Raw genomic sequence first — 21,912 nt, 5'->3', positions numbered from 1 at the left:
AATCGGAACACCGGCCGGAATGAAATCGGAATGACTGGCCGGCTTCAAATCGGAATCGATGGCCGGCTTCATCGGAATACGCAGTATGGCGGCATAGCGGTTTCGAGATCGGAGCCGGCTGGCAGCGAACTTCACGCCCCTCGGGGACGATACCGCGCAGTCAGGTTGGATGACCCGGCAAGCCAGGATATTGTTCGGCACGCTTGCACCCGCTTCAGAGGCGAGAAGCGTCAAGATGATCATCCGTACAACGCCCCGCGGCTCTGCGCGTGGACCGGTTTCGAAAGGGGCCGGCTCCGTCCGCTCATACAAGTGGTTAGGCGGCGAGGAGCCGGATCACATATCGGATTGAACCCGCAGGGCCTGTCGGCAGGACCGCATCCATCATCCTGGCAACGTTAGACGCTCATCCGGCGTCATGCGGGCTTCGGCTTGGCGGCGAATGTCCGGATCAGCATGGCGGAGCATCGCGCACCAGTCTTCCACATTGTACGTGGTCGCCATCCGGCCCCTGGCCAGATCGTAAATGACGCACGGCTTGTTCGCGATGGCGAGCCGAAGCACGTTGACGGCCGTGCCCGGTGATGCGCCGTCCCAGACCATCATCCCAAAGTCGGCGCGCCGCACCATCTCCCGGTCCTTGGCGGCGTGGAACCAGTGCTCGTGAGCTCCTTCAGGAGAAGGAACATGGTAGGCGGCCCAGTCGCCCAGATTGTTGCGGGGTTCCTTGCCGGCATGGAAGACCCCGACGTGCTCGTACTTGTAGCCGGCGAGCAGGCCCTGCGCCTCGGCATCGGCTCCAGGCGCGTCGCCAACCAGCACGCCGTGCTCGGCAGCAACGATTGCGCCGATGCGAGCGATGGCAGGTTCCGGCAGCTCGAATATCTCGCGTGATCCACCTATGAATATCATCGACATGGTGACTTTCCCTTCTCTCCCGCGTCCCCCGCCCCGCGCCGGCCGCCCTCTCCCCTGGCCCTGCGCGAGGGATCGTCACCCGAAGGCCGAGACGGCAAAGCTGGCTCGGGAAGCGGCGGGACGCCGCGACGAGAGCCCGGCCGGCCGCAGGCCGGCGCGCCCGGATCCTGCAGCTGCCGGAGGCGCTACGCGCATCTGGCTAGTTGCGCTTCGCGCTTGGAGCTAGTGGTCTTTGTCGGCCAGCCAGAGGCTCACGTCCTGGATCGAGCGCATGGCCGCGAAAGAGAACGTCAATCCAGACGGCTGACGCGGCGGCCCTCGCTGCGCGCTTCGATAAAGGCGCCTGCGATTTTCATCATGAATGCCTTGCTGAAACGACCGAGGGGCTTACCGTCGGCTTCGATGTACCAGGAGCGTTCGGCAATATCGTAGTTGTATTCGTCAACCACGATCCAGCAGCGTTTGAGATCGGTCAGACCGGCGCGGCGGCACTCGATAGTGGAGATTTCCAAACCGACCCGATCGCTGGTTGGTGGTTGGGTGGTTATCGCCAGGAGCGCGAGATGGGTCAGGCCATCTCTTGCGCCGCGGACAGCGATGACCACGCAGGTCGGCCGGCTCTTGCGGCCTTCCGTTTCGCCGCGCTCGTGTTGCCATGCCCAAAGATACGGGTAGGAGATCACCTGACCAGGCAGGAATCTACCGCTCATCATCGTATCCTTCCCCGCGCGCTAGTCGGTCGATCTCGGCGGCGAAGAGTTCCGTGTGTTCCTCCGGCATCTCGGAGACACGGTATGCGCGGCGGGGATCGCCGCCGATGCGCATCCGTTCGTAGTGCTCGTAACTCATCAGCACGAACCGGGGTTTCCGGTGCTTGGTAAGAATAACGGGTTCGCGGCTGGCAACGTCGGTGACGTCGCCAACCTGCTTGTTGAGATCCCCCGTCGTGAACTGGCGCATGGCTGGACTCCTTATCGATCTCCATATTATCTAGATTTTCTAGATTTGCAAGAAAACGGCGCTCACGCGCCGTCCTCCGCGAACCGCCAGACGGGGATGCCGAGCCGACGCGCCTTGTCGGCAAGGTTCTCGGTGATGCCGGAACCGGGAAAGACGATCAGGCCGTAGGGCACCACCGAGAGAAGCTGGTCGTTGCGGCGGAACGGAGCCGCCTTGGCGTGCCGGTTCCAGTCCGGCTTGAAGGCGATCTGGGTGACCTTGCGGTTCTCGGCCCAGCAGGCGGCGATACGTTCGGCGCCACGCGGGCTGCCGCCGTGGAGCAGGACCATGTCGGGATGCTTCTCGCGGGCCTTGTCGAGCGCGTTCCAGATCCGGTCGTGATCGTTGCAGTCGAGACCACCGGCGAAGGCAATCTTGGTGCCGGCAGGAACGAGCACCTCGGATTCGGCGTGGCGGCGGGCGGCGAGGAAGTCTCTGGAGTCGATCACCGACGCGGTCATCGCCTGATGAGAGACCTTGGAGCCGGTGCGCGGCCGCCATGCCGATCCGGTTTGTGCCTCGTAGAGGTCGGCAGCCTCATCGCGCATGATTTCGAGCACGTTGCGGCGCTCGATATAGGTGATGCCCTCGGCCGTGAGCCGTTCCAGCTCGACCGACTTCACCTCGGAACCGTCCTGTTCCTGCTGGCTCGAACGCTGCGCCTCCTCGTTGCGGTCGAGGCTGCGGGCGACGCGCTCGGCGGCGCGGTGGAAGACGTTTGCGAAGGACCAGAGCAGGTCGTCGAGATCGGGTTCGAGCCTGGTGTCGCCAAGCATGCCGGCGAAGGTCTCGGCGATCCCGGCGAGGCCAGCCCGGATCACTTGGTCGTCGGGAAGTGGCCGAGGATCAGGTTCGTCCTGATGCGGGCGATGGCCGTACATCTGCAGTTCGAGGATGACGCGGTCGGTCGGCGAGGAGGCGTGGTAAGGCTCGTAGCCGTCGTCGAAGGGAAGCTCGTAGGTCATGGCGTGTCTCCGTCGGTTGCGGCCGCGCCCATCGCGGCCTGACAGCGCATCCCGGCCGCGCCCCGGGGCGCGGCCGCACCGAAGGCCGAAGCGAAGCGGAGGACGGCGCAGCCGTTGCGGCCGTGACCCGGGGGTGGCAGGGACCGCCTCTCGGGCAGGCCGCGGGCGCAGCCTCTCCGGCGGACCGCCGCCATGCCTGCAGGCTATCCGGCGACGCCGTGCCGGCCCGCCTGCCAGCCCGACCCGTTCATCCGGGCGACAGGAAGAGACGGGCATCATCCGGGACGAGCTGATCGCTGAGCCATGCCGCGAGATGGGCCGGGCCGGAATGGCGCAGATCGTCGTTGAAATCGCCGAGCTGCGGCCGCAACACCAGGGCGAGGATCCCGGCCTCGCCTGCGCGTTGGCTGAGGCGTTCGATGGCGTGCCGGCCGGCAGCGTCGGCATCGGCTGCGATGTAGAGGCGGCGGCAGCCAAGCGGAAGCCTCAGGCCGGCGAGGTGATTGGCCGAGGTGGCGGCCGCCACAGGCAGCGCCGGTATCACCACCTTAAGCGAAGCCATCGTCTCGAAGCCCTCGCCGGCCGCCATGACCGGGACGGGCATGCCGGGCTCATGGCCTAGCCAGATGCCGTTGCCAAGGATATCCCCCAGCGAGCGGCGTGGATCCGCGAGTTGCGCCTTGCCGTGACCCGAAGGATCAAGCCAAGTCCGTTGCAGGCCGGTGATACGCCCGTCGAGGTTGGTGACAGCAGCAATCAGCGCAGGCAGGGTCTGCGTCTCGCCCGTTACGAGATTCCTATGGTAGCAGCCGGGATGGAAGCGCAGCGCGCGCTCGTGCGTCGAAAGCAGAATGCCGCGGCCGGCAAGATAGCGTTCGGCCAGCGTGCCGGCGATCGGCTGGGACATGGCGAACAGACGACGCGCGGCCTCAGGGGAGCCGCGTTTCGCGGCTGGCTGGCACTGCGCGCCAAGGGGCTGAGGTTGGGGCTGGGGCGGTGGCAGCGGCATGGAGAGGAAGCGACGTGCTTCATCCGCGATGTCACGGAAGTCGACGAGGCCGCAACTTTCACGGATGACATCGAGCAGATCGCCAAATTCAGACGTCGCCTCGTCGACCCACCTACCCGCCGGGCCCTTGGCGTTTGCCCTCAGCCGCACATGCATGGAACAGCCGCGCGTGTTGTGGACATCGCCGACCATCCAGTAATTGCCGGAGCGATGGCCGTTGGAGAGATATTCCCGGCACACCGCCTCGGCGTGTTCGCCAAGGCGGCGTGCCAGCTCGGAGGCCGAGCCCGTCATGATCGCCTCCCCTCAAGCCGCCGAGGTACGGTCGGTGACACCAACCAGCGTATGGCGGTCGAGGAGCGCGGCGAGGATGGCGGACCCTTGCGCGGTCGTCGGGATGAACAGCCGGAGCTTCCAGGAGATGATCTCGGAGATCAGTCCAAGCGCCTTCAGCCGAGGGACCATCGCGTCGGTGAAGCCGATCAATTCGACACGGTAGTCGTCCATGATCCGACTGCGGCGCAGGATCAGGCCATCGGCGAGTTGCAGTCCAATCCGTCCGTCGGCGAGCCCGGTCCAGGCATCTTCCGGCGCCAGCCTCGGCACATCGTCGAGACCCAGATTGCGGAACATGGTCGCGACCAGCGTCGGCGCGATGTGGCGGCCGATGATGCGCTCCCCGGCATCGGTCTGGATTCGATAGACTCGACAGTCGCCGTCCGGCAGCCGACGCCAGATCGGCAACAGCAGACCCGTCACGATGTGAAAGGTGCTGGTGGTGAACTCCGGGACGGCGGCGACTTCCGAGTCCCACAGCTCGCAGAACAATTTCCGGTCGGCGGGCTGCCAGAGTGTTTCGGCAAGTGCGTCGAGGCCGAAGCGCAGCTCGTCGGTCGGCCGCAGCAGGCGCGCGCGATGCTCGACGGTTCCGTCGTCGAGCATCAGGCTCGCCGTCGGCAGCCGGATCGCCGCGCGGCTCGACCGTGTGTTCACCAACAGAACCGATTGGGGCTCCGCCCGGACGATGGCCAGCGCGTCGACGAGGCCGAGCGGCCGGATACGGTCCTTGCGCGCGACGGTGAGCACATGTGACTGCGCGCCGGAGACTGGATGGGTATAGACGGTCCTACGATCGGTGACGACGATGCTCTCCGCCGTGATCGTCTCCAGACCCTTGTCATAATTGCCGGCGGCTATGGCGCCTTCTATTCTTCCCGCCATCAACTGCTCGAACACCTCGAACAGCAGGTTCTGGGTCTCGATGCGCAGCGCCAGCAGGCGATTGAGCCAGGTCGTGATCGGCGGTAGTTCGTCGCGCAGCCCGCCTTCATCAGTCGTCAGCGACAGGCCGGTTACCGTCTCTAAGGTCGTGAGCGAGCAGCCGTCGATCTTGCCCTGGTGCAACAGAAGATAGAACTGGCGAAGGGCCGCACGGGCATAGGGGCTTTCGAGATTGTCCTCGGACCGGAACAGCCCTGCCCCGCCGGTCTGGCGCTGGCCGCGCGTGATCGCGCCAAGCGTGTCGAGCCGTCGCGCGATCGTCGACAGGAATCGCTTGCCAGCCTTCACGTTGGCGGCCATCGGCCGGAACAGCGGCGGTTGCTTCTGATTTGTGCGGTGGGTCCTTCCGAGACCCTGGATGGCGTTGTCGGCGCGCCAGCCGGCTTCGAGCAGATAGTGCTTGCGCAGCCTCTGGTTCCTGGCCCCGAGATCGGCGTGATAGGAGCGGCCTGTACCGCCGGCGTCGGAGAAGATCAGAACGCTCTTGTCGTCATCCATAAAACTCTGGGTCTCGGCCAGATTGGCCGAGCCAGGGCGGTTTTCCACGGCCAGCCGGTCGATGCCGTCGCGGCCGGTCTTCTTGACGATGCGGCGCGAGCGGCCGGTCACCTCGGCGACGGTGTCTGTGCCAAAATGATGGATGATCTGGTCGAGGGCGCTGCCGACCGGCGGCAGCGATGCGAGTTTTTCGATCATCTCGTCGCGCATGCGAACGGCCTCGCGGCATTGAACCGGGTTGCCATCTTCGTCGTGGACAGGCCGCGAATAGACGTTGCCCTCCGCGTCCGAATATTCCTCGAACAACTGGGTGGGGAAGGAATGCATCAAGTATCCGCCGACATACTCGCGCGGCGTGACGTCGACATGCAGGTCCGACCATTCCTCGGTCGGGATCTCGGCAAGCCGCCGTTCCATCAGCGCTTCGCCGGTCGAGACGATCTGCACGACCGCCGAATGACCGTCGGCGAGGTCCTGCTCGATCGCGCCGATCAGGGTCGGCGTCATCATCGAGGTGATGAGATGACTAAAGAAGCGCTGCTTGGTGCTCTCGAAGGCCGAGCGCGCCGCCGATTTTGCGTTGCGGTTCAGCGTGCCGGACTCGCTGGTGATGTTGGTCGCCTCGAGTGCGGCGGTCAGGTTGTTGTGAATGACCTGGAAGGCGTCGGCATAGGCGTTGTAGATGCGGATCTGCTCGTCGGTCAGCGCGTGCTCGAGCAGGTCGTATTCGACGCCGTCATAGGAAAGCGAACGCGCCGCATAGAGGCCGAGCGATTTGAGATCGCGGGCGAGCACTTCCATCGCCGCGACACCGCCGTCCTCGATCGCAGCGACGAACTCGGCGCGGTTGGCGAATGGAAAATCCTCGCTGCCCCAAATGCCGAGACGCTGCGCATAGGCGAGGTTCTCGACCGCGGTCGCACCGGTCGCGGAAACGTAGACGACGGGCGCGTCGGGAAGGGCGTGCTGCAGCCGCAGCCCCGCCCTGCCCTGCTGCGAGGGCGCGACGTCGCCACGCTCGCTTTTGCCGCCAGCGGCATTGGCCATGGCGTGCGCCTCGTCAAAGACGATGACGCCATCGAAAGATTTTTTGGCCCCCGACTGGTTTTCTCCAAGCCCTGTCTGGCTTTCTTTAATCCCCGTCGGGCCTTCGGTCCTTCCCGCCCAGTTTTCTCTGTTCCCCGTCGGGCCTTTGTCCCTCCTCGCCGGCTTCTCTCCAGTCCCTGTCGGGCCTTCGGCCCTCCCCGCCTCTTGGCCAACCCAGTCGAGGATCTGAGCGATCCGCGATTTCTTGCCCTCCCGTTCCTGTGAGCGCAGGGTTGCGTAGGTCGTGAACAGGATGCCTTCGGCAAGGCGGATCGGTGTGCCCTGCCGATAGCGCGAGAGCGGCTGGACGAGGAGTTTTTCCTGGCCGAGTGCTGCCCAATCGCGCTGGGCGTCTTCAAGCAATTTATCCGACTTGGAAATCCAGATCGCACGGCGGCGGCCCTGCAGCCAATTGTCGAGGATGATGCCGGCGACTTGCCGGCCCTTGCCGCAGCCGGTTCCGTCACCCAAAAACCATCCACGGCGGAAGCGGACAGCGTTCGCAGCACCTTCTGGCGCGGCGGACACAACATCGCAGGTCTCGTCAACCGTCCAGGTCCCGGCGAGATGGCCGCAATGGGCTTCGCCGGCATAAATGACGCTTTCAAGCTGGGCGTCCGACAGCAGGCACTTGTCGATGATCGCATCAGGAAGAAGCGGCCGATAGGAAGGTTTTGGTGGCGCGACGGCGGCCATTGCGGCCGACTGCACGAGCGGCGTCGGATGCGGTTTGGCGCGGGGGACGTGGATCGACTGGAGCGCATAGGGCTCGTAGATCGTGTCGGTGAGTCGGCCGCCCTCCTCTGGCATCCAGTCGCGCAGCTCATAAGCAAGGGGAACGGCAGGCATACTATTTGCCATGACCTGGCCAGCGGGCTTCGCCGGCGCAATCGGACGGACCGATTGAATTGCCTTTGGAGCAGCCTTTGACCCAGCAACGGGTGCCGCTCTCGCCGCGCATCGGGCGGCCATGTGCGCTGCTGCCTTCCTCAGGATCCCGTGCGACAGAGCGCCGATCGAATCCGGAAAGCCGCCCGGTGTGCGGGGCGGCAGATCCGTGATCCAGGAGAGCAGCGTCTCAACGTCAGCGGCCTTGCCCGGTGACCGGACGCAGCCGGTCGGGTCAGTGGCCGGCACCTTGTCGATTACCGTCAGCCGGGTTTCGGCGGTGGTGCCATGGCGGGCGTAGACACGGCCGTCGATCGCAGCGGTGAAGATGACGGTGCCCTGCTGCCGCAGCCGCTCAAAGGAGCGCCGCCATTTGGGGTTCTCGGGAGACAGCCCGGTGCCGGTGATGACGACCAGGCGCCCGCCCGAACGCAGGCGTGCGAATGCGGAGGAGAGGTGCCGCCATGCCGCGTCAGTGACGTGGCCGTCGACATGGGCGCCGACGGTGAAGGGCGGATTCATCAAGACGACGGACGGCTTGATCGCAGGTTCGAGATGATCGTCGATATGGGCAGCGTCGTGCCGAGAGACGGGCATGCGCGCAAACAGCAGGCCGAGGAGATCGGCCCGCGTCGCGGCAAGCTCGTTGAGGGCGATCGCGGCGCGCGCCATCTCGGCATGGACGGCGAGCAGACCGGTGCCGGCCGAGGGTTCGAGAACGAGGTCCGAAAATACGATCGCCGCGGCGTGCGCTGTGACGAAGGCCAGCGGCAAGGGCGTGGAGAGCTGCTGCATGGCCTGGCTCTCGTCGGACCGTCGCGTATGGGTGGGAAGAAGTTCGGCGAGGCGCTTGATCATCGCCAGCGTTGCCTGCGGCGTGGTCGATCGGGACAGGATCGCAGGGCCGAACCGGCGCAGAAACAGCACCTGGGCGACTTCGAGCGCCTCATAGGCGTCCTTCCAGACCCAGAACCCTTGCGCGTCGCTGCCGCCAAAACTTGTCGTCATGGCCGTGCGCAGCGCGGCGGTGGTGACAGGCTTGCCCTGCTCTAGGAAAGGCAGAAGCCGCATTGCCGCCTGATAGATCGCCTGGGCGTTGTTGATGGGGACGGGCGTCGGCGCGCTCAGGGAAGCGGCCGTCCGGGCAACGGCGGATGTGGTCGAAACAATGTTCATGGAGGTGTCCTTCGGGAGAGGGGGAGTGGCCCCGCGCCGGCACTCTCTCCGCGCCAGCCGGGCCGCGCTTCTCCCCGCTCCCCTCTGCCTCTGGCGCCGATCCAACAAACGGGTTGCGCTCTGCGCAAACCCATGACTTGATGCGCGCACAGGGATGCGGCGGCGACCTGGAGCTGCGGAGGTGATGCGACGATTCAGAATTGGCAGTGAGGTCTACGAGGAGGCAGCGCCTGACCTGCAGGCGGCGCTGGCGAACGCCTATGCCCGCACCGAGCGTCCGCTATGCCTGTGCCGCGAGCCGGGCTGCCCGATGTACATCGCCCGCATCGGCGACCTTCACCTGATCAAGCGCATGCCGCTGAGCGGCGGCGGGCATGATCCATCCTGTGATTCATATGAATCGCCTTACGAACTGTCCGGCCTGGGCGCCTTGATGGGCAGCGCGATACAGCTCGATCCGCAAAGCGGCTTGGCGGCTTTGAAACTCGATTTCAGCCTGTCGAAGACGGGGAGCCGGGCAGCGTCCGCGCCTGCTGGCCAGAGCTCCGCCAGTGTAGCCGCCGACCCCAGGAGGATGTCGCTGCGTGGCCTCCTCCATTATCTGTGGCACGAGGCCGAATTGACGGTCTGGACATCCCGATGGGCTGGCAAGCGACATTGGTGGAATGTCCGCTGGCATCTGCTCGAGGCTGCCGGGCAAATGACGGTGAGGGGCGGGCCGCTCGCGGATATCCTGTTCGTGCCCGAGCCATTTCGGGCCGAGAACAAGGAAGCGATCGAGCAGCGTCGCAATGCGGTTCTTGCACCTGCGCTCCCGCCGAAATCCGGCCCACGAAAGCTGCTGGTCCTGGTCGGCGAGGTGAAAGAGATTGTTCCTGCCCGCTCCGGTCAGAAACTCGTCATCAGGCACCTGCCCGGTTTTCCCTTCATCATCGACGATGCATTACATCGGCGTTTGCCGGCACGTTTCGAGAAAGAATTGTCGCTGTGGGGAGCAGATTCCAGCTCACATCTGATAGTGATCGCGACCTTCGGATTGAACCCGGCCGGTCTCGCCATTGTCGAGGAGGTCGCGTTGATGGTGGTGTCCGAGAACTGGATTCCTTACGAGACGGTTCCGGAGAAGCGGCTGGTCGACGCGCTCGCCCGCCTTCGCGAGAAGAGCGTGAAGGGATTGCGCTACGACCTGCAAACCGACCAGCCGATCGCCAACGCTTTGCTCCAGAACAGGCAGCAGCCGATCGCGCTCTTTGTCGTCCCCGCCGGTGCGGACGAAACATTCGAGGCTTCGTTGCAGGATATGGTCGCGAACCGGCCGGAGATGGGTGCGTGGACCTGGCGGGTCGGTGACGGGGAGATGCCGGTCCTTCCATAGGCTGGGAACGACATCTCAGATTTCCATCAATGCCGTGAATCGATTGGCGGCCCTCGATTCAGACATGCGTTGGACAAGGATCCCCGTTGTCTTGGACCATGACGGTATGGTGAGGGGTGACCAGCGATCGTCTTTTTCGGTGACCATGCTGTGGGTTTGCGAAGATCCGCGGCGTAAGCACAGTGGGCGCCTGATCGTTGTCAGCGTTGAACTCGGCATGCCATTCGAGCTGTCCGAACCCCGCGTTGCATCGGCGAGCGAGACGCTGGAGAGTTGGCTTTCGCATCGGCGTCCGTCCAGGGCGGCACCGCGGTCGATGGTTGCGTTGGGTGGACGATAGGCCTTGGCCAGCGTAGATGTGACCCGATCCCGCAACGGACCGATTCCCATCCGAAGGTGGTGCAATAAATGAAGCGGCAGAGCCGACCCTTCATCGTCGAGGTGAAGAAGAAGCGTGGCGAATCCGCGCGGCAGCGTTCGATCTAGGGAAATCTCGATCTCGCTGCGATCGACGCGGAAACGGCGCGGGAGCTGACGAAGATCAAGTCGGATGTTAGATGTTATGGCGAGTCATCCGGCGGGTCGCGGCGTTCTTCGATAATCGCCCTGGCCTTCTCGACTGCCGCGATCGCCTTCGGCAGCCAGCGCTCGAACTCTACTTTGGAAAGGCCCATGGGCTGGGATGGTTCTGGATCGCGGAGGTTGGGACGGTCGGGCACGGCTGAGGACGAAGACCTCGTCCGTGTTGGCCTCGAACAGCATTAGGATGCGGTCGCCGATGGCGACACATTCGTTGATCCAGCGACGATCGGAATCGCGGTACCTTGTAGTTCGATCGGGCGGCACATAGACGATCGTGAAGTGTGACAGCGTCTCGCCCGTCGGCGCCGCATAGAAGTGCTCTTCCAGCAAATCGAGCATGAAGTGGTATTCTGACGCGGTGATCTGGAACCACTCGCCTGAATAGGGAGTGCCGGAAAGCGGATCGATGCCGGGAGTGTCCTTGTGTCGGCTGAACAGTTGGAACATCTGCTCGCGGGTGGCGACGCCGTCGAGCACCTTCCTGAAGGGTGGATGTGCGGTCATGGGGTTCTCCTAAACGCGGGTCGGCCACGCGCGGCATGAACCGCGTCGTCGCAACTGTTTGGTGGTGTTGTGGCTGTCGACTGGCCGACCCTGCGGCCGGTGCGTGCACCGGCGGTGATGGCTTTTGCAGGGTTCAGGCGGCGCGCCGTTCGGAGGAACGCGAACCGTCTCGACCAACCCCAGTGATGGCGCGGAGGCGGCGGCGAGCGGCGGAATGTCGTCGAGCATGTCGAGCGCGACGAAGTGATTGGCTCCGCCGGTATAGTCCATGCGCCCCTTGCAGGTCCGGATCAGGATACCGTGGCCTGAGGACAGCCCGAACTGGCCGACCTGGATGTAGGCACGGTCATGGTGCAGGGTAATTTCATCGGAAACGGCTATGCCCGCCTTGTTCGAGCGCAGGTCAAAGCAGCCCGATGGCAGGTTTAGTTCGGCGGCGAGTTTCTTCAGCCGTGAACGGGCTGTCGTGTGGAAACGTCTCTTGTGCTGCTCGTCATAGGAGCAACTTCTGTTCCAGTCGAACATGTCGATCTCCATGAAACAGGAAAGACCCGCGACCGCTCACGCGTTCCCAGGTCCGGGTCGGGGTGGTTCTATGGGGTGCAGCGATCAGGCGGCCGTGCGGCCCTCGATGACGTCGGCGCCGACCTGATCGGCGGAGACCTCCTCGAGATAGGCTCGGCTATACGAATTGCTGGCGAGCCAGCGTTCGGCCGCCTCGCGATCTTTGGCGAGATAGAGCAGCTCCGGGCTGTCGCCGAGTTGCTGCAGGACGCGGATCATGCCGATCGTGGGACGATCGACGATCTCGAAACGCAGGGCGCTTTCGACGGACCATGTGCGCCTGACCGAGACGACAATGATGCCGCCCTGCCCGAAATCGCCCTCATGCAGGGTGAAGTAGGCCGGCGAGCTATAGGTCGCGCGCTCGCGCGGCGGTTCCTTCCTGACCAGGCGACCAACGCCGCTGCGGCTCTCCCAGGCGGCGAGTTTCTTGGTAAAGCGAGCCGGCGGTTTCGCGGTGCCGTCGCTGTACCGGATAACGCTCCCCAGAGGAGCGGATTCGTACACGATATGTGCGGACATGCGGATTTCTCCAAGTCGGAAAACGAAAATAGGCCCGGCGGGAGTGCCGGGCCTGGTGCGAGCGTGACGCCGATTATTCAGCGGCCTGGAGGTGGTCCGCCTTGTCGCCGTCGCTGGTTACCGGCTCATCGGAGGACGAATCCGCATCGTCGGCGAGGAAGGCCGGCAGCTCGGCGACATCGCCGTCGAGAGCTGCCTCGTCCGACATGTCGCCGGCGACCGCGTCACCAGCATCGGTAGCCACTTCATCGACCTCAAGGCGCAGCGGCTCGGGCAGCCAGTTCGATCCTCCGAGAAGACGGGCGGCTTCACGGGCCATGATGTCCTTCTTCATGTGGTCGATCAGCTGCGCGGAGTCTGCGCCACGAGCTTCACGGACAGCCTGTAGAATCCGCGCCTTGGTGAGCCGCCCGAGGAACTCGACTGTAGGCGTCCAGCCGGCGTCGACCATGTCGAACTGGAGCGAGCGGCCAAGCACGTCTGCATGCTCGAGCGCCTTCGGTCGCCTGTTCCAGGGTTCGACCACCGCATTGAGGGTCAGCGAGACGCAGTGCGCGAATAGCGCCTTGCGGCATGCTTCATCGAGGCCGAGAAGGAAGTCCCACAGGCCATCCGCTTGATCGGGCAAATCGCGATCCCAGGCGTCGTGCCGCTCGGCGATCTCCTTGGCCCAGGATGTCTCGGCAAGACCATCGACCTGGCTGAAGCTGCCGCTCTTCAGGCTGATCTCCAGGCACGTGTCCGGCGCGAAGCGATAGAAGACCTGCAGGACGAAGGCATGGAGTGCGGCGATGAAGGCGATGTCGACGTCATCAGCGAGCGCGTTGCGCAGTGCCAGCGTGCGCTGCGCGGTCAGGTCGAAGATGAGCCGATCGGGCAGCGGCTTAACGCCATCGTCCTCGCCGTCGTCGCCGGAGGTGTCGTTCACCGGCTTGCCGTTGACGACAATACCATCGCCATCGTCGTCGCCATTGGATCGGGTTCCGCCGTCGGCGCCCCCTTCCTCGCCCTCATCGACGTCGCCGGTCTCGGTCCGCGGCTCGTCCTCCGACCGCACGGAACCGCCCTCGACCTGGAGCTTGCCGTCCGCGGCAAGCGTAACGAACACACCGGCGATGGCCTTCTGGGCGGGATCGTAGTTTTGAGGACGATCATCGATCGCATCGAGCTCGGCGCCCAGCTGGTCGAGCTTCGCCTCGATTGCCTCGTCGGCGTCCTCGGCCCGGGCATAGTCCGCATCCAGCTTGTCGTATTCGGCCTTTAGCGCGTCGTAGCGTTCCATCTCCTCGGCGCTTAGTTCCTGCGCTTCGGCATAGATGCGCCGCATGCCGGAGGTGTGGCCATAGGGAAAGCTGATCGCCGCCTCGACCCATTTCCACCCTTCGGCGCGGATCGCCTCGGCATCCATCTTCAGCCTGTCGAAGACAAGCTGCTCGAGGAGCGCCGCATCCTGGAACCAGCCGCCGGAATCCTGCTCGAAGAGATCGCGCAGGATGACGCCGCCGGCCGCCTCATAGGCCTCGGCGCCGACATAGACGGCCCGGCGATCATCGGCCCGCACCGTGGTTTCCGTCAGCAGGCGCCTGATGTAATAGGGTTCCTGCATCTGCGAGCTGGAAATCCGCTCCCAGACCTGCTCCTGGCGTGCGTGATCGTCCGAGATCGAGAAGGCCATGATCTGCTCAAGACGGATTTCGTCCTTCTCGTAAAGATCGAGCAGCCTCAGTGACACCGATGCCAGCCGCAGGCGCTGCCTCACCGTCGCCGGCGATACGAAGAAGCGGGCGCCGATCTCCTCCGGATCGAGGCCCTGATCGCGGAGCGTCTTGAAGGCCCGGAACTGGTCGAGCGGGTGCAGGTCGGTGCGCCCCAGGTTTTCAGCAAGCGAGTCCTCTTCGGCCGAGGTCTCCTGCCTGCGGTTGACGATGCAGGGGATCGGCTCGTTCTTGGCCAGGCGCTTCTGCTTGATGAGGATGGCGAGCGCGAGATAGCGACGACCGCCGGCCGGCACCTCAAACGTGCCGGTCTCCTCGCCCTCGCCGTCGAGCATCGGACGGACGTTCAGGCTCTGGATGAGCTTTCGCCGCCCGATGTCCTCGGCGAGCTGCTCGATAGACACGCCGTCCTTGATGCGCCGGACATTCTTCTGCGACAGCCTGAGCTTGTCATAGGGAATGTTCTCCGCGGCGTTCATCGCGATCTTCTGAATGGCGTTCTTTGCCATGGTCAGGTTCTCCATGACGGGCGGCCCGGGGCCTCTCCCCGAACCTCCAAGCCCGTCAGTGCGCCAAGCACAGCCCTCTAACTCTTTGACCAGAAAGGAGAAACGCCGAGTTGGAAGACTAGCCACCAACATCTCCGGAGGGCGAAAAACCCTCCCCGCCACACGGTGCAGCGTGGGGCGCGAAGCGAACGGGTGAGGCCGACCGGGTGCTTCCGGGGAGCCGTAAATCAGCAGAACCCGTTAAAGCCGGGCGTGAGGGAACTTCCGATCCCGAGAACGGCCCGGCCAGCGAGTCCGCCATGGAGGTCGTATGGCTTCCGTCCCGGCCGGAGCACCCATGATGCACTCGCGAGGGTGCGCCATAAGTTGAACCCGACATCAGCCGGTCCTTCGCGGACCCGGTATGTGATCGAGGGGGATATCAAAGGGTGCTTCGATGCCATCGATCATCACGTGCTGATGGAACGCGTGCGACGCCGCGTCCGGGACCGCAAGGTCCTGGGGCTGGTGCTCGCCTTCCTGAAGGCCGACATCATGATCGAAGGCAGCCTTCGGCACCCGGTGACCGGCACCCCGCAGGGGGGAATCGTCTCGCCGCTCTTGGCCAACGTCTATCTGACGGCCATCGACGAGAGATACCGGCGTTGGGTTCCCAATCCACGCGACAAGACCCGCGAGCGGGCGCAACAGCGCCTGCAGTCCGACTATTACCGTGGTCGGCCGGGCTTCTATGTGGTGCGGTACGCGGATGATTTCGTCGTCCTCGTACAGGGAACACAGCAGGAGGCCGAAGAAGAGCGTCTGGCGCTGGCGCAGTTCCTGAAAGAGGAATTGCGCATGGAGTTGTCGATGGAAAAGACCAAGATCACCGATGTCCGGGAAGGCTTCGACTTTCTCGGCTATCGGGTCGCGCAGATCAGGATGCCGTCATCTGACCGGCGTGTCGGCCTGCTCTTCATTCCGAAGGGCAAGTCGCAGTTCCTGCGCGACAAGATCAAGGTCAAGGTGAGGGAAAAGCCAACGGGCCAGACCCTCGCTGAACTCATCGACGACCTCAACCCGGTCATCATCGGCTGGCGCAACTACTACCGCTATGCCACACGGGCATGGAGGGAGTTCAGCAAGCACGATTGGTGGCTGTACCGGCGCATAAAGTACTGGCTCGGGAAGAAACACGGCAAGGCGTCTGGAAGGACACTGCGCCGTATATACACCGAGTCGGGAGCCGGGAAAGGCGGCAGTTGGCGAGTGGGCAGGAAGAAACTCGTCCGGTTCGCCGACACCAAACGCCCGCGATACCCGGACCGAGGCCTTCGCATACCGAACGGATGGAACGACCCGGATGAGCACTTCCGAAAAGGGGATGCCACCTTCTGGGAGTCGACCAACGCCCTCGCCACACTGTGAGGGCCACCCGTGGCCGAAGGCCACGCATGGAGAGCCGGATGCTTGGAAACTTGCACGTCCGGTTCGGAGCGGGGGATGAAGAGACCTGCCTCGGAGACGAGGTAAGGCGCTTCATCCCTACTCTACGGAACCTCCCCTCCCCCCTCTGCCTCCAGGCCTCACACCGGCGCCGGCCGCCTGCCGCAAACCTTCGCTGGACTGCGGACGGCAGAGTGACTATATATCTTCCATGAACGTGGAAGGATTATTGTCATGCCGGGGTTTAGTACCGAAGTGCTCACCGCCAATGAAGCGGCGGCGGTAACGCAGGTGCCGCTTAAGCAGGTGCATCGCATCATCGATGCCGGATTGCTACGCGGCCGTGTCGAGACACGCCGCGGCAGCCGCGTCATCATCGGAGCGGGTCTCGTCGGCCTACGCCTCGCCTGGCTGACGGCGGAGACGCTGACGCCGGCCGCGCGGCGGCGGATCGTCGAGCACGCCATTGCCGATGATGCTGCGCCCGTGGTCGCGGACGATCCGCTTAAGGTCGACCTGAAGCCGATCACCGCCGGGGTAAGGACCGGCCTCAGGCGGCTGAGGAAAGCCAAGGCCATGGTGGCGCGCGATCCAGCGGTACTTAGCGGTCAGCCGGCCTTTGTGGGAACACGCGTGCTTGTTCATGACGTTGCCGACATGCTCGCCAATGGCGATACTCCCGAGACGATCCGTGCCGCCTATCCGCAACTGACTCTCGACCGGATCAGGCTCGCGGCCGACTATGCGCTCGCCTATCCGCGGCGTGGCCGTCCGCCGGTCAAGCCGGCGTGGCGCAGCACGGCGGCGAAATCGAAACGCACAATCCGTCTCGACGATCTGCCGGCCGTTTCGTGAAATTCCTGATCGACGAATGCCTGAGCCCAGAGCTTGCGAAACTGGCGCGCGAACGGGGTTTTCCCGAGTCGAGCCATGTGCGCTGGCTGGGCCTCGCCGGCGCCAAGGACCATATGGTGACCCGGCGCGCGGTCGATGACGGCTATGTGCTCGTCACGCACAACACGACCGACTTTCGCGGCCTCTATCGCCGCGAGGAGCTGCATGTCGGGCTGGTCGCCTTCAACACCGCCCCTGGCCTGATGAGCCTCGATCTCCAACACAGGCTCTTTCATCTCGCCCTTTCGGAGCTCGGTGGCGAGGAGGCATGGAACGAAGTGCTGGAGATTACGGTGGATGTCGAGCGTACCATTACAATCGAACGGTTCAACCTCCCGACTGACGGACCTCCGCGTTCGTTTCCTGCAATTGGGCTGCCAGAAGCCGCCGCGCGCACAACGAAAAAGCCCGCCGCGGGAGGAGGTGCGGCGGGCTTGATTTGGACGACAGCATTCGGGAGGAATAAATGCCGTCCCTGATCGCCAAGGTCGGGAGGAGGTGACCCGGACGAAACTCGATACCGACAGACTACTCCCTTCCGCGCAGCCGAGAAGCATTAATTGTGCATAGCAGCATTGCGATTTTGTGCAGCGCACACCTAGACCTGAGAGATGTGTTTGCCAGACCGGCAGCGCAGGCCGTGTGCTGCGCGCCGCAGCGATGCACATGCTTGAAACTGGCGGCATCAGCAGCCCGGTGACGTTACCTACTCCCGCCGCGCGCAGCATTGCAGTATCATGCTGCCAGATCGAGCAGCTTCTTGGCCTTGCCCTCCATCTCCAGGCGAACATCCTGATGCGGCTTGTCGCGCGCCACCCGCGTAATGCCCTGCACGAAGTCGAAAATCGAGGCGGGCGGGTGCCCCTCCTCCGAAAGCACGGCATCGATGATCTTCGTCGTCTCCGCCTTGGAGAAGCCGCGCTTGCGCAGGAAGCTCTGGCGATCTTCATCGTCGCGAGCGACGATCCGCTCCCGCGAAGCCTTGATGCCATTGACGAACGGCATGGGCGAAGACTCCGCGAACTGGATCAGCGCTGGCTCGGCTTCCAAAGCGAAACGCGAGGCGGCATATTTGGAATGCCGGATGGTGATTTCCTCGAAATCTTCGACGCCCCATAAATTACGATTCTGGCACACTGCGCGTAGATAGAAGCTGGCAATCCCGAGGGTGCGGGCTCCGACTTCGGAATTCCAGCAGTAGAAGCCGCGGAAATAAAGATCTGGTTCCCCATTCGGCAGCCGCCCGGCCTCGATCGGGTTCAGGTCGTCGACAAGAAACACAAAGACATCACGGTCGGACGCATAGAGCGTTGTCGTGTCGTTGGAGATGTCGACGTTCGGATTGTAGATTCCCGTTGACCAGTCGAGCACGCCAGGCACCTTCCAACGCGTGTCGCCGGTGCCGTTGCCGGCGATCTTCTGCACGGCCGCGATCAACTCTTCATCGAAAATCCTGCCGTAGTCCGGACCTGTTACCGCTCGCAGCTCAAGGCGTCCGTTCTCGATTTCCAGCGTCTTCACCTGCTCAGCGCGGTGGTTGAGGAGACCGTGCTGAAGGTTGATCGCCGCAAGCGGGGCCGGAAGTTGGCGCAGATAGGTAGCCGGCGCGCGTACCAGGCTAGCGAGTTGGCCAAAACTCCAATGCGTGGGGGCAACTGGGGCAGGCGCATCGGGCAGCATTAGCCTCAGGCGCTCCGGATCGTCGCGGCTGGCCTCGACGCGAATTGGCTCACTTTCGACGATACGCGTCTTGCTACGTTCGGACCGCAATTTCACCGAATTGTGGAGATCGGTGAGAGAAAGATAGCGCTCGTCCGCCGGGCGGCTAAACCACTCCGACGAGACCCGGCCGATGCGCTGGCCGCGGCTGACGTCGACCTTGTAGCCTCGACGTTCGTTGCGTGTGGGCGTGTGAATTTCCATCTGTGTCATGGTTGGAACTCCGCGGCGGGCGCCGGGAGCCGATCTCCCGGACCTCCACCCGCCACCCGCAATCCCGTCCGCCCTCTGCCTCTGTCGGCCTATCCGCGCCGAAAGAAGCGCTGGCGCAACGGCAGCGGCCGCGTCAGGGCTGACACCCAGGAAGGAAGGTTCGGGCTTCAGAAAAGCCCGCCCGTAGGACCAAGCGCCGCTTCACCTTCCGGACGCGACAGAAATCCGCTGTGCTTTCTTGCGCAACAAGACCGGGACCCATCGGGATTTCAGATAGCGGCCTGCTGAGATTGAGCAACTGCAGGTTCTCTTCGGACCCTAGCCAATACATGTATAAATCGACCCCACGTCATGATACGCGAAGACCGTATCGAGGTCGGAGCTGAGAGAGTAATTGCATGTCGAGCAGGTTCGTCCGGCCCGTGGTGGTGCAAGTTGGCCGGCATGACCGTGAGCGCGTGATATTCGATGTGAACGATGCTGCCACGATCCTGCTGCGGAGTTTTCCTTATCAGACGAGGAAGCGAAAACTGGCTATGGATGCATGTCTTCAGGTTCTGAGTGGTGAAGCTCAGCCGCCGGTTGCGAGACGGGCCTTCGTTGTAGCGGCGCCAGAAGCGAAAATCCTACGCAGCGACTGAGGTCCAAATGATAGTAGCCTCGATGGCTTCCAAAGTGACTTAGGAAAGCAGAGCTTCACGCGTCGCTGCGATGACCGCGAATTATGCAGCCGAAGCAGAACATCGAGTCCTGCCGTCGTGGGAAACAACCCCGACGTTCATTTGCTTGACTCGACGACGGTCAGGAAGACGGCAATATTTACATCGATCGGAGATAGCATATGCGAGATTTGCCGAGCGACATCGATGCTGACGTTGTGATCGAAGTCAGTCGGCTTCTCGATGCCGAGGATCTCTCGCCTTTGCCGGTGCACGACTGGTTAAACGGATTTGTACGATACTGCATACCCGCCTTTCCGATCACGCCATCGAAGAGTTGGTCGTCGAGATGGCGTCGAAACGTGGGTTGCCCATGGTCTTCGACAAGCCTGCAGCATAGTCAATTCTTCCACATCACTTGGAAATATCGGCAAAAGCACGCGGCGAATTGCCATCGCCCTCGAATGACCGGCCAGAATGGCAGGTCGAGAAAACGGCCATGGATCAGTTTTCCGCCTGCCGGGCTGGCGACGTTAAACGTCGGCTTGATAGCTCTCATCATGGTCGTGATTTCACCCGGCGAAGTGGCAACGCGATATTGCAAAATTCTGGCAGCGAGATCGCCCAAGCAGCGCCGGGCGTCGTCGCCTCAGTTTACCCGTTTCTCGCGCGAAAGAAAAAGGCCGGACCAAGCGCCTTTGCAATTCGAACCAAAGCCTGGCCACTTTTGGAATATCCGTGTTTTGTCGTTGATTAAGGAGAAGTGATCCGGATCGATCAGGAGCAGTGTGTCGCATTCGCCTTCGTCCAGTCGGGCGAGGTTGACCTCGTGTTGCTGTCGTCCAGCGTGGCGGGTCTGGTGCTCGCACCGGTCGCCGGCCATCTGGTCGATCGTCATGATGGAGCAAAGAACTAAGGTCTTTCAATTTGAACCTAATTCCCGCAGCCCCGACCGTCAGACCCCTCTTGTCGCGGACGCCGTAACCACATCTGACAAGCGGAGCGTGTCGCCGCCTGTTCGCCCTCATCCGGCGAACAATTCCTTGTAACCGGTCGTCACCATCCAGTTCGCCCGATCGAGATGGCTTCGCACGGATTTCCGGGCCCGCTCCGGCTCATGCACCGGATCGATGCCGAGGATGACCTGCGCCATCTCCTCATAGCTTGCCTCGTCGGCACCTGCATCCAGGAGCCTCAGGTAGGTCGTGAAGTGCTGGCGGTCGTAGCTGGTCAGGCTGTCAGACCAGGGCACTTCTTCTTTAAGACCTGGTTTAACGTTTGGATATTTCATCATGATATCGGGCTCCGGAAGTAAGTGATCGAAGAGCGATTGTTTCTTTTCACAGCCTAACCAAGCGGATGGGAAACATCGTAGCTAAGACAACATCGCGATCATGACCCGCAAGCGCCCGCTCGAGGCGATATGCGCATCTTCTGAGCGGTTCGACCCAGGTTAGGGATGAATTGCAAAAAGCTCAAGACCGTGCGGCGCGCACATCGGGTTTCGCATTGTTGGCCATCAAGGTCGTTTGTGACCACAGGATTAACAGGCAAAGCTCGTGTTTGAATTACCGTGATGCTCAGCATCGGTTCAACCACCGTATTCGAGTTCGTAGCGCCTGCCGAGGGCGCGCTGGCCGGGGCGCAGGTCAAATCGAAAGTCAAGAACCGAAGCCTAGCTACCGCATCCGTGAGGGCTTCGTGAGCTGCGGAAGGACGACCTCGGGGCTCATGGGTGGCGCAAAGCATCTTTGGCGCTTCCGTGTTGCCCGCCCGACAGCGCGCAGATCAACACGCCCACGACGGCGGATGCAGCGCTATGGTCCTCGGTGCCGACGAGCATCGCGATAGTCCTGCCGGGCTGTATTTGCTTTCAGCGGCGACCGCCACTATGAAGCGACGCTTCGCCGACTGTGTTTCACGCCCCCTGGAGAATTTCATGACAGAAGAAGCCGCAAAAAACATTGACACCCTCATCGAGCTCACCGCCGATGTCGTCTCAGCCTATGTCTCCAACAATCCGATCCCGGTGGGGGATCTCCCTGCCCTCATCGGCCAAGTGCACGCGGCGCTGAAAGGCACGGCCGCAGGCGTCACCGCACAAGAGCCGGTTGCCCTTACGCCTGCAGTCCCGATCAGGAAGTCGGTGACACCGGACTACATCATCTCCCTTGAGGACGGGAAGAAATTCAAATCGCTAAAGCGCCATCTGTCGACCCACTATGGGCTGACGCCGGATGGGTATCGGGCAAAATGGGGCCTGCCGGCGGATTATCCGATGGTCGCGCCAAACTACGCCGCGGCGCGCTCTTCATTGGCCAAGACGATGGGGCTCGGCCGCAAACCGAAAGCGCCGGAAGCGCCGGAGCCGGCGCCGACGAAGCGAACCCGCAAGAAGGTCGCGGCTTGAT

The 21,912-nt window shown here is 63.2% G+C and carries 21 protein-coding genes; 8 read left to right on the top strand and 13 right to left on the bottom strand.

Annotation, left to right across the window (positions count from 1 at the left end; genetic code table 11):
- The 7 genes from NKI16_RS32055 to NKI16_RS32025 all read right to left on the bottom strand — a co-directional run.
- A partial coding sequence (locus tag NKI16_RS32055; RefSeq protein WP_352924484.1) for a hypothetical protein occupies positions 1 to 243 on the bottom strand: 243 nt, incomplete at its 3' end.
- 141 nt (positions 244 to 384) lie between these two features.
- A complete protein-coding gene (locus NKI16_RS32050; protein WP_352595511.1) occupies positions 385 to 918 on the bottom strand; it encodes a hypothetical protein in 534 nt (177 codons plus the stop codon).
- A 290-nt stretch (positions 919 to 1,208) separates the two neighbouring features.
- The gene (locus NKI16_RS32045) at positions 1,209 to 1,628 is read right to left on the bottom strand and encodes a hypothetical protein (RefSeq protein ID WP_352595508.1); all 420 of its coding nucleotides are present in this window, start codon (positions 1,626 to 1,628) and stop codon (positions 1,209 to 1,211) included.
- Complete coding sequence (locus NKI16_RS32040; RefSeq protein ID WP_352483438.1) at positions 1,618 to 1,878, bottom strand: type II toxin-antitoxin system prevent-host-death family antitoxin; 261 nt, start codon at positions 1,876 to 1,878, stop codon at positions 1,618 to 1,620. Before NKI16_RS32040 ends, NKI16_RS32045 begins: the two co-directional genes overlap by 11 nt.
- 62 nt (positions 1,879 to 1,940) lie before the next feature.
- The gene (locus tag NKI16_RS32035) at positions 1,941 to 2,882 is read right to left on the bottom strand and encodes a DUF2493 domain-containing protein (RefSeq protein WP_352924482.1); all 942 of its coding nucleotides are present in this window, start codon (positions 2,880 to 2,882) and stop codon (positions 1,941 to 1,943) included.
- A gap of 247 nt (positions 2,883 to 3,129) precedes the next feature.
- Positions 3,130 to 4,185 carry a DUF7146 domain-containing protein gene (locus tag NKI16_RS32030; RefSeq protein ID WP_352924480.1) on the bottom strand — a complete coding sequence of 352 codons (1,056 nt, stop codon included), beginning with the start codon at positions 4,183 to 4,185 and terminating at the stop codon, positions 3,130 to 3,132.
- Positions 4,186 to 4,197: 12 nt separating this feature from the next.
- Entirely contained in the window at positions 4,198 to 8,820 is a 4,623-nt protein-coding gene (locus tag NKI16_RS32025; protein ID WP_352924478.1) for a strawberry notch-like NTP hydrolase domain-containing protein, read from the bottom strand.
- Between the two features lie 184 nt (positions 8,821 to 9,004).
- On the opposite strand from NKI16_RS32025, the gene NKI16_RS32020 reads away from it, so the two are divergent.
- A complete protein-coding gene (locus NKI16_RS32020; protein WP_352924476.1) occupies positions 9,005 to 10,195 on the top strand; it encodes a DUF1173 domain-containing protein in 1,191 nt (396 codons plus the stop codon).
- Between the two features lie 570 nt (positions 10,196 to 10,765).
- Here NKI16_RS32020 and NKI16_RS32015 read toward each other — a convergent pair.
- The 4 genes from NKI16_RS32015 to NKI16_RS32000 form a co-directional block, all read right to left on the bottom strand.
- Positions 10,766 to 11,281, bottom strand: coding sequence for a DUF1419 domain-containing protein (locus NKI16_RS32015; RefSeq protein WP_352904701.1), 516 nt, complete (start codon positions 11,279 to 11,281; stop codon positions 10,766 to 10,768).
- A gap of 9 nt (positions 11,282 to 11,290) precedes the next feature.
- Positions 11,291 to 11,806 (bottom strand): hypothetical protein, encoded by a 516-nt coding sequence (locus NKI16_RS32010; RefSeq protein WP_352904700.1) that lies wholly within the window; start codon positions 11,804 to 11,806, stop codon positions 11,291 to 11,293.
- Positions 11,807 to 11,890: 84 nt separating this feature from the next.
- On the bottom strand, positions 11,891 to 12,367 hold the full coding sequence (locus tag NKI16_RS32005; RefSeq protein ID WP_352904699.1) for a UCP036055 family protein: 477 nt from the start codon (positions 12,365 to 12,367) through the stop codon (positions 11,891 to 11,893).
- A 73-nt stretch (positions 12,368 to 12,440) separates the two neighbouring features.
- Positions 12,441 to 14,591 (bottom strand): ParB/RepB/Spo0J family partition protein, encoded by a 2,151-nt coding sequence (locus NKI16_RS32000; RefSeq protein ID WP_352904698.1) that lies wholly within the window; start codon positions 14,589 to 14,591, stop codon positions 12,441 to 12,443.
- 165 nt (positions 14,592 to 14,756) lie between these two features.
- Between NKI16_RS32000 and NKI16_RS31995 the strand changes: the two genes are divergently transcribed.
- The 3 genes from NKI16_RS31995 to NKI16_RS31985 all read left to right on the top strand — a co-directional run bounded on the left by NKI16_RS31995 (position 14,757) and on the right by NKI16_RS31985 (position 17,389).
- The gene (locus tag NKI16_RS31995) at positions 14,757 to 15,998 is read left to right on the top strand and encodes a reverse transcriptase domain-containing protein (protein ID WP_352924475.1); all 1,242 of its coding nucleotides are present in this window, start codon (positions 14,757 to 14,759) and stop codon (positions 15,996 to 15,998) included.
- Positions 15,999 to 16,250: 252 nt separating this feature from the next.
- Positions 16,251 to 16,871 carry a DUF433 domain-containing protein gene (locus NKI16_RS31990; RefSeq protein ID WP_352855793.1) on the top strand — a complete coding sequence of 207 codons (621 nt, stop codon included), beginning with the start codon at positions 16,251 to 16,253 and terminating at the stop codon, positions 16,869 to 16,871.
- The gene (locus NKI16_RS31985; protein WP_352843568.1) at positions 16,868 to 17,389 is read left to right on the top strand and encodes a DUF5615 family PIN-like protein; all 522 of its coding nucleotides are present in this window, start codon (positions 16,868 to 16,870) and stop codon (positions 17,387 to 17,389) included. The genes NKI16_RS31990 and NKI16_RS31985 overlap by 4 nt, the downstream gene beginning before the upstream one ends.
- A gap of 256 nt (positions 17,390 to 17,645) precedes the next feature.
- On the opposite strand, the gene NKI16_RS31980 is transcribed toward NKI16_RS31985, so the two are convergent.
- Positions 17,646 to 18,842: a DUF932 domain-containing protein gene (locus tag NKI16_RS31980; RefSeq protein ID WP_352924472.1), complete on the bottom strand. Its 1,197-nt coding sequence runs from the start codon at positions 18,840 to 18,842 to the stop codon at positions 17,646 to 17,648.
- Between the two features lie 398 nt (positions 18,843 to 19,240).
- On the opposite strand from NKI16_RS31980, the gene NKI16_RS31975 reads away from it, so the two are divergent.
- From NKI16_RS31975 to NKI16_RS31965, 3 genes are all read left to right on the top strand, one after another.
- Entirely contained in the window at positions 19,241 to 19,483 is a 243-nt protein-coding gene (locus NKI16_RS31975; RefSeq protein WP_352595481.1) for a DUF982 domain-containing protein, read from the top strand.
- A gap of 517 nt (positions 19,484 to 20,000) precedes the next feature.
- Positions 20,001 to 20,258, top strand: a complete 258-nt coding sequence (locus tag NKI16_RS31970) for a hypothetical protein (RefSeq protein WP_352595478.1) — start codon at positions 20,001 to 20,003, stop codon at positions 20,256 to 20,258.
- A gap of 6 nt (positions 20,259 to 20,264) precedes the next feature.
- Positions 20,265 to 20,417, top strand: coding sequence for a hypothetical protein (locus tag NKI16_RS31965; RefSeq protein WP_352595477.1), 153 nt, complete (start codon positions 20,265 to 20,267; stop codon positions 20,415 to 20,417).
- A 108-nt stretch (positions 20,418 to 20,525) separates the two neighbouring features.
- Here NKI16_RS31965 and NKI16_RS31960 read toward each other — a convergent pair whose 3' ends face one another.
- A complete protein-coding gene (locus tag NKI16_RS31960) occupies positions 20,526 to 20,792 on the bottom strand; it encodes a DNA -binding domain-containing protein (RefSeq protein ID WP_352924488.1) in 267 nt (88 codons plus the stop codon).
- A gap of 648 nt (positions 20,793 to 21,440) precedes the next feature.
- On the opposite strand from NKI16_RS31960, the gene NKI16_RS31955 reads away from it, so the two are divergent.
- Complete coding sequence (locus tag NKI16_RS31955) at positions 21,441 to 21,911, top strand: Ros/MucR family transcriptional regulator (RefSeq protein ID WP_352924486.1); 471 nt, start codon at positions 21,441 to 21,443, stop codon at positions 21,909 to 21,911.
- The last annotated feature ends 1 nt before the right edge of the window (position 21,912 follow it).

The sequence above is a fragment of the Mesorhizobium sp. M0698 genome, from assembly GCF_040320455.1.
Classification (GTDB): domain Bacteria; phylum Pseudomonadota; class Alphaproteobacteria; order Rhizobiales; family Rhizobiaceae; genus Mesorhizobium.
The sequence above is the reverse complement of the archived record's forward strand: the minus strand, read 5'-3'. Positions and strand labels throughout refer to the sequence as shown.

Bases quoted from the DNA above. Each gene is read 5' to 3' on its own strand.
- NKI16_RS32050 (WP_352595511.1), bottom strand. From the start codon at position 918: ATGTCGATGATATTCATAGGTGGATCACGCGAGATATTCGAGCTGCCG.
- NKI16_RS32045 (WP_352595508.1), bottom strand. From the start codon at position 1,628: ATGAGCGGTAGATTCCTGCCTGGTCAGGTGATCTCCTACCCGTATCTT.
- NKI16_RS32040 (WP_352483438.1), bottom strand. From the start codon at position 1,878: ATGCGCCAGTTCACGACGGGGGATCTCAACAAGCAGGTTGGCGACGTC.
- NKI16_RS32035 (WP_352924482.1), bottom strand. From the start codon at position 2,882: ATGACCTACGAGCTTCCCTTCGACGACGGCTACGAGCCTTACCACGCC.
- NKI16_RS32030 (WP_352924480.1), bottom strand. From the start codon at position 4,185: ATGACGGGCTCGGCCTCCGAGCTGGCACGCCGCCTTGGCGAACACGCC.
- NKI16_RS32025 (WP_352924478.1), bottom strand. From the start codon at position 8,820: ATGAACATTGTTTCGACCACATCCGCCGTTGCCCGGACGGCCGCTTCC.
- NKI16_RS32020 (WP_352924476.1), top strand. From the start codon at position 9,005: ATGCGACGATTCAGAATTGGCAGTGAGGTCTACGAGGAGGCAGCGCCT.
- NKI16_RS32015 (WP_352904701.1), bottom strand. From the start codon at position 11,281: ATGACCGCACATCCACCCTTCAGGAAGGTGCTCGACGGCGTCGCCACC.
- NKI16_RS32010 (WP_352904700.1), bottom strand. From the start codon at position 11,806: ATGTTCGACTGGAACAGAAGTTGCTCCTATGACGAGCAGCACAAGAGA.
- NKI16_RS32005 (WP_352904699.1), bottom strand. From the start codon at position 12,367: ATGTCCGCACATATCGTGTACGAATCCGCTCCTCTGGGGAGCGTTATC.
- NKI16_RS32000 (WP_352904698.1), bottom strand. From the start codon at position 14,591: ATGGCAAAGAACGCCATTCAGAAGATCGCGATGAACGCCGCGGAGAAC.
- NKI16_RS31990 (WP_352855793.1), top strand. From the start codon at position 16,251: ATGCCGGGGTTTAGTACCGAAGTGCTCACCGCCAATGAAGCGGCGGCG.
- NKI16_RS31980 (WP_352924472.1), bottom strand. From the start codon at position 18,842: ATGACACAGATGGAAATTCACACGCCCACACGCAACGAACGTCGAGGC.
- NKI16_RS31975 (WP_352595481.1), top strand. From the start codon at position 19,241: ATGTCGAGCAGGTTCGTCCGGCCCGTGGTGGTGCAAGTTGGCCGGCAT.
- NKI16_RS31970 (WP_352595478.1), top strand. From the start codon at position 20,001: ATGGATCAGTTTTCCGCCTGCCGGGCTGGCGACGTTAAACGTCGGCTT.
- NKI16_RS31960 (WP_352924488.1), bottom strand. From the start codon at position 20,792: ATGAAATATCCAAACGTTAAACCAGGTCTTAAAGAAGAAGTGCCCTGG.
- NKI16_RS31955 (WP_352924486.1), top strand. From the start codon at position 21,441: ATGACAGAAGAAGCCGCAAAAAACATTGACACCCTCATCGAGCTCACC.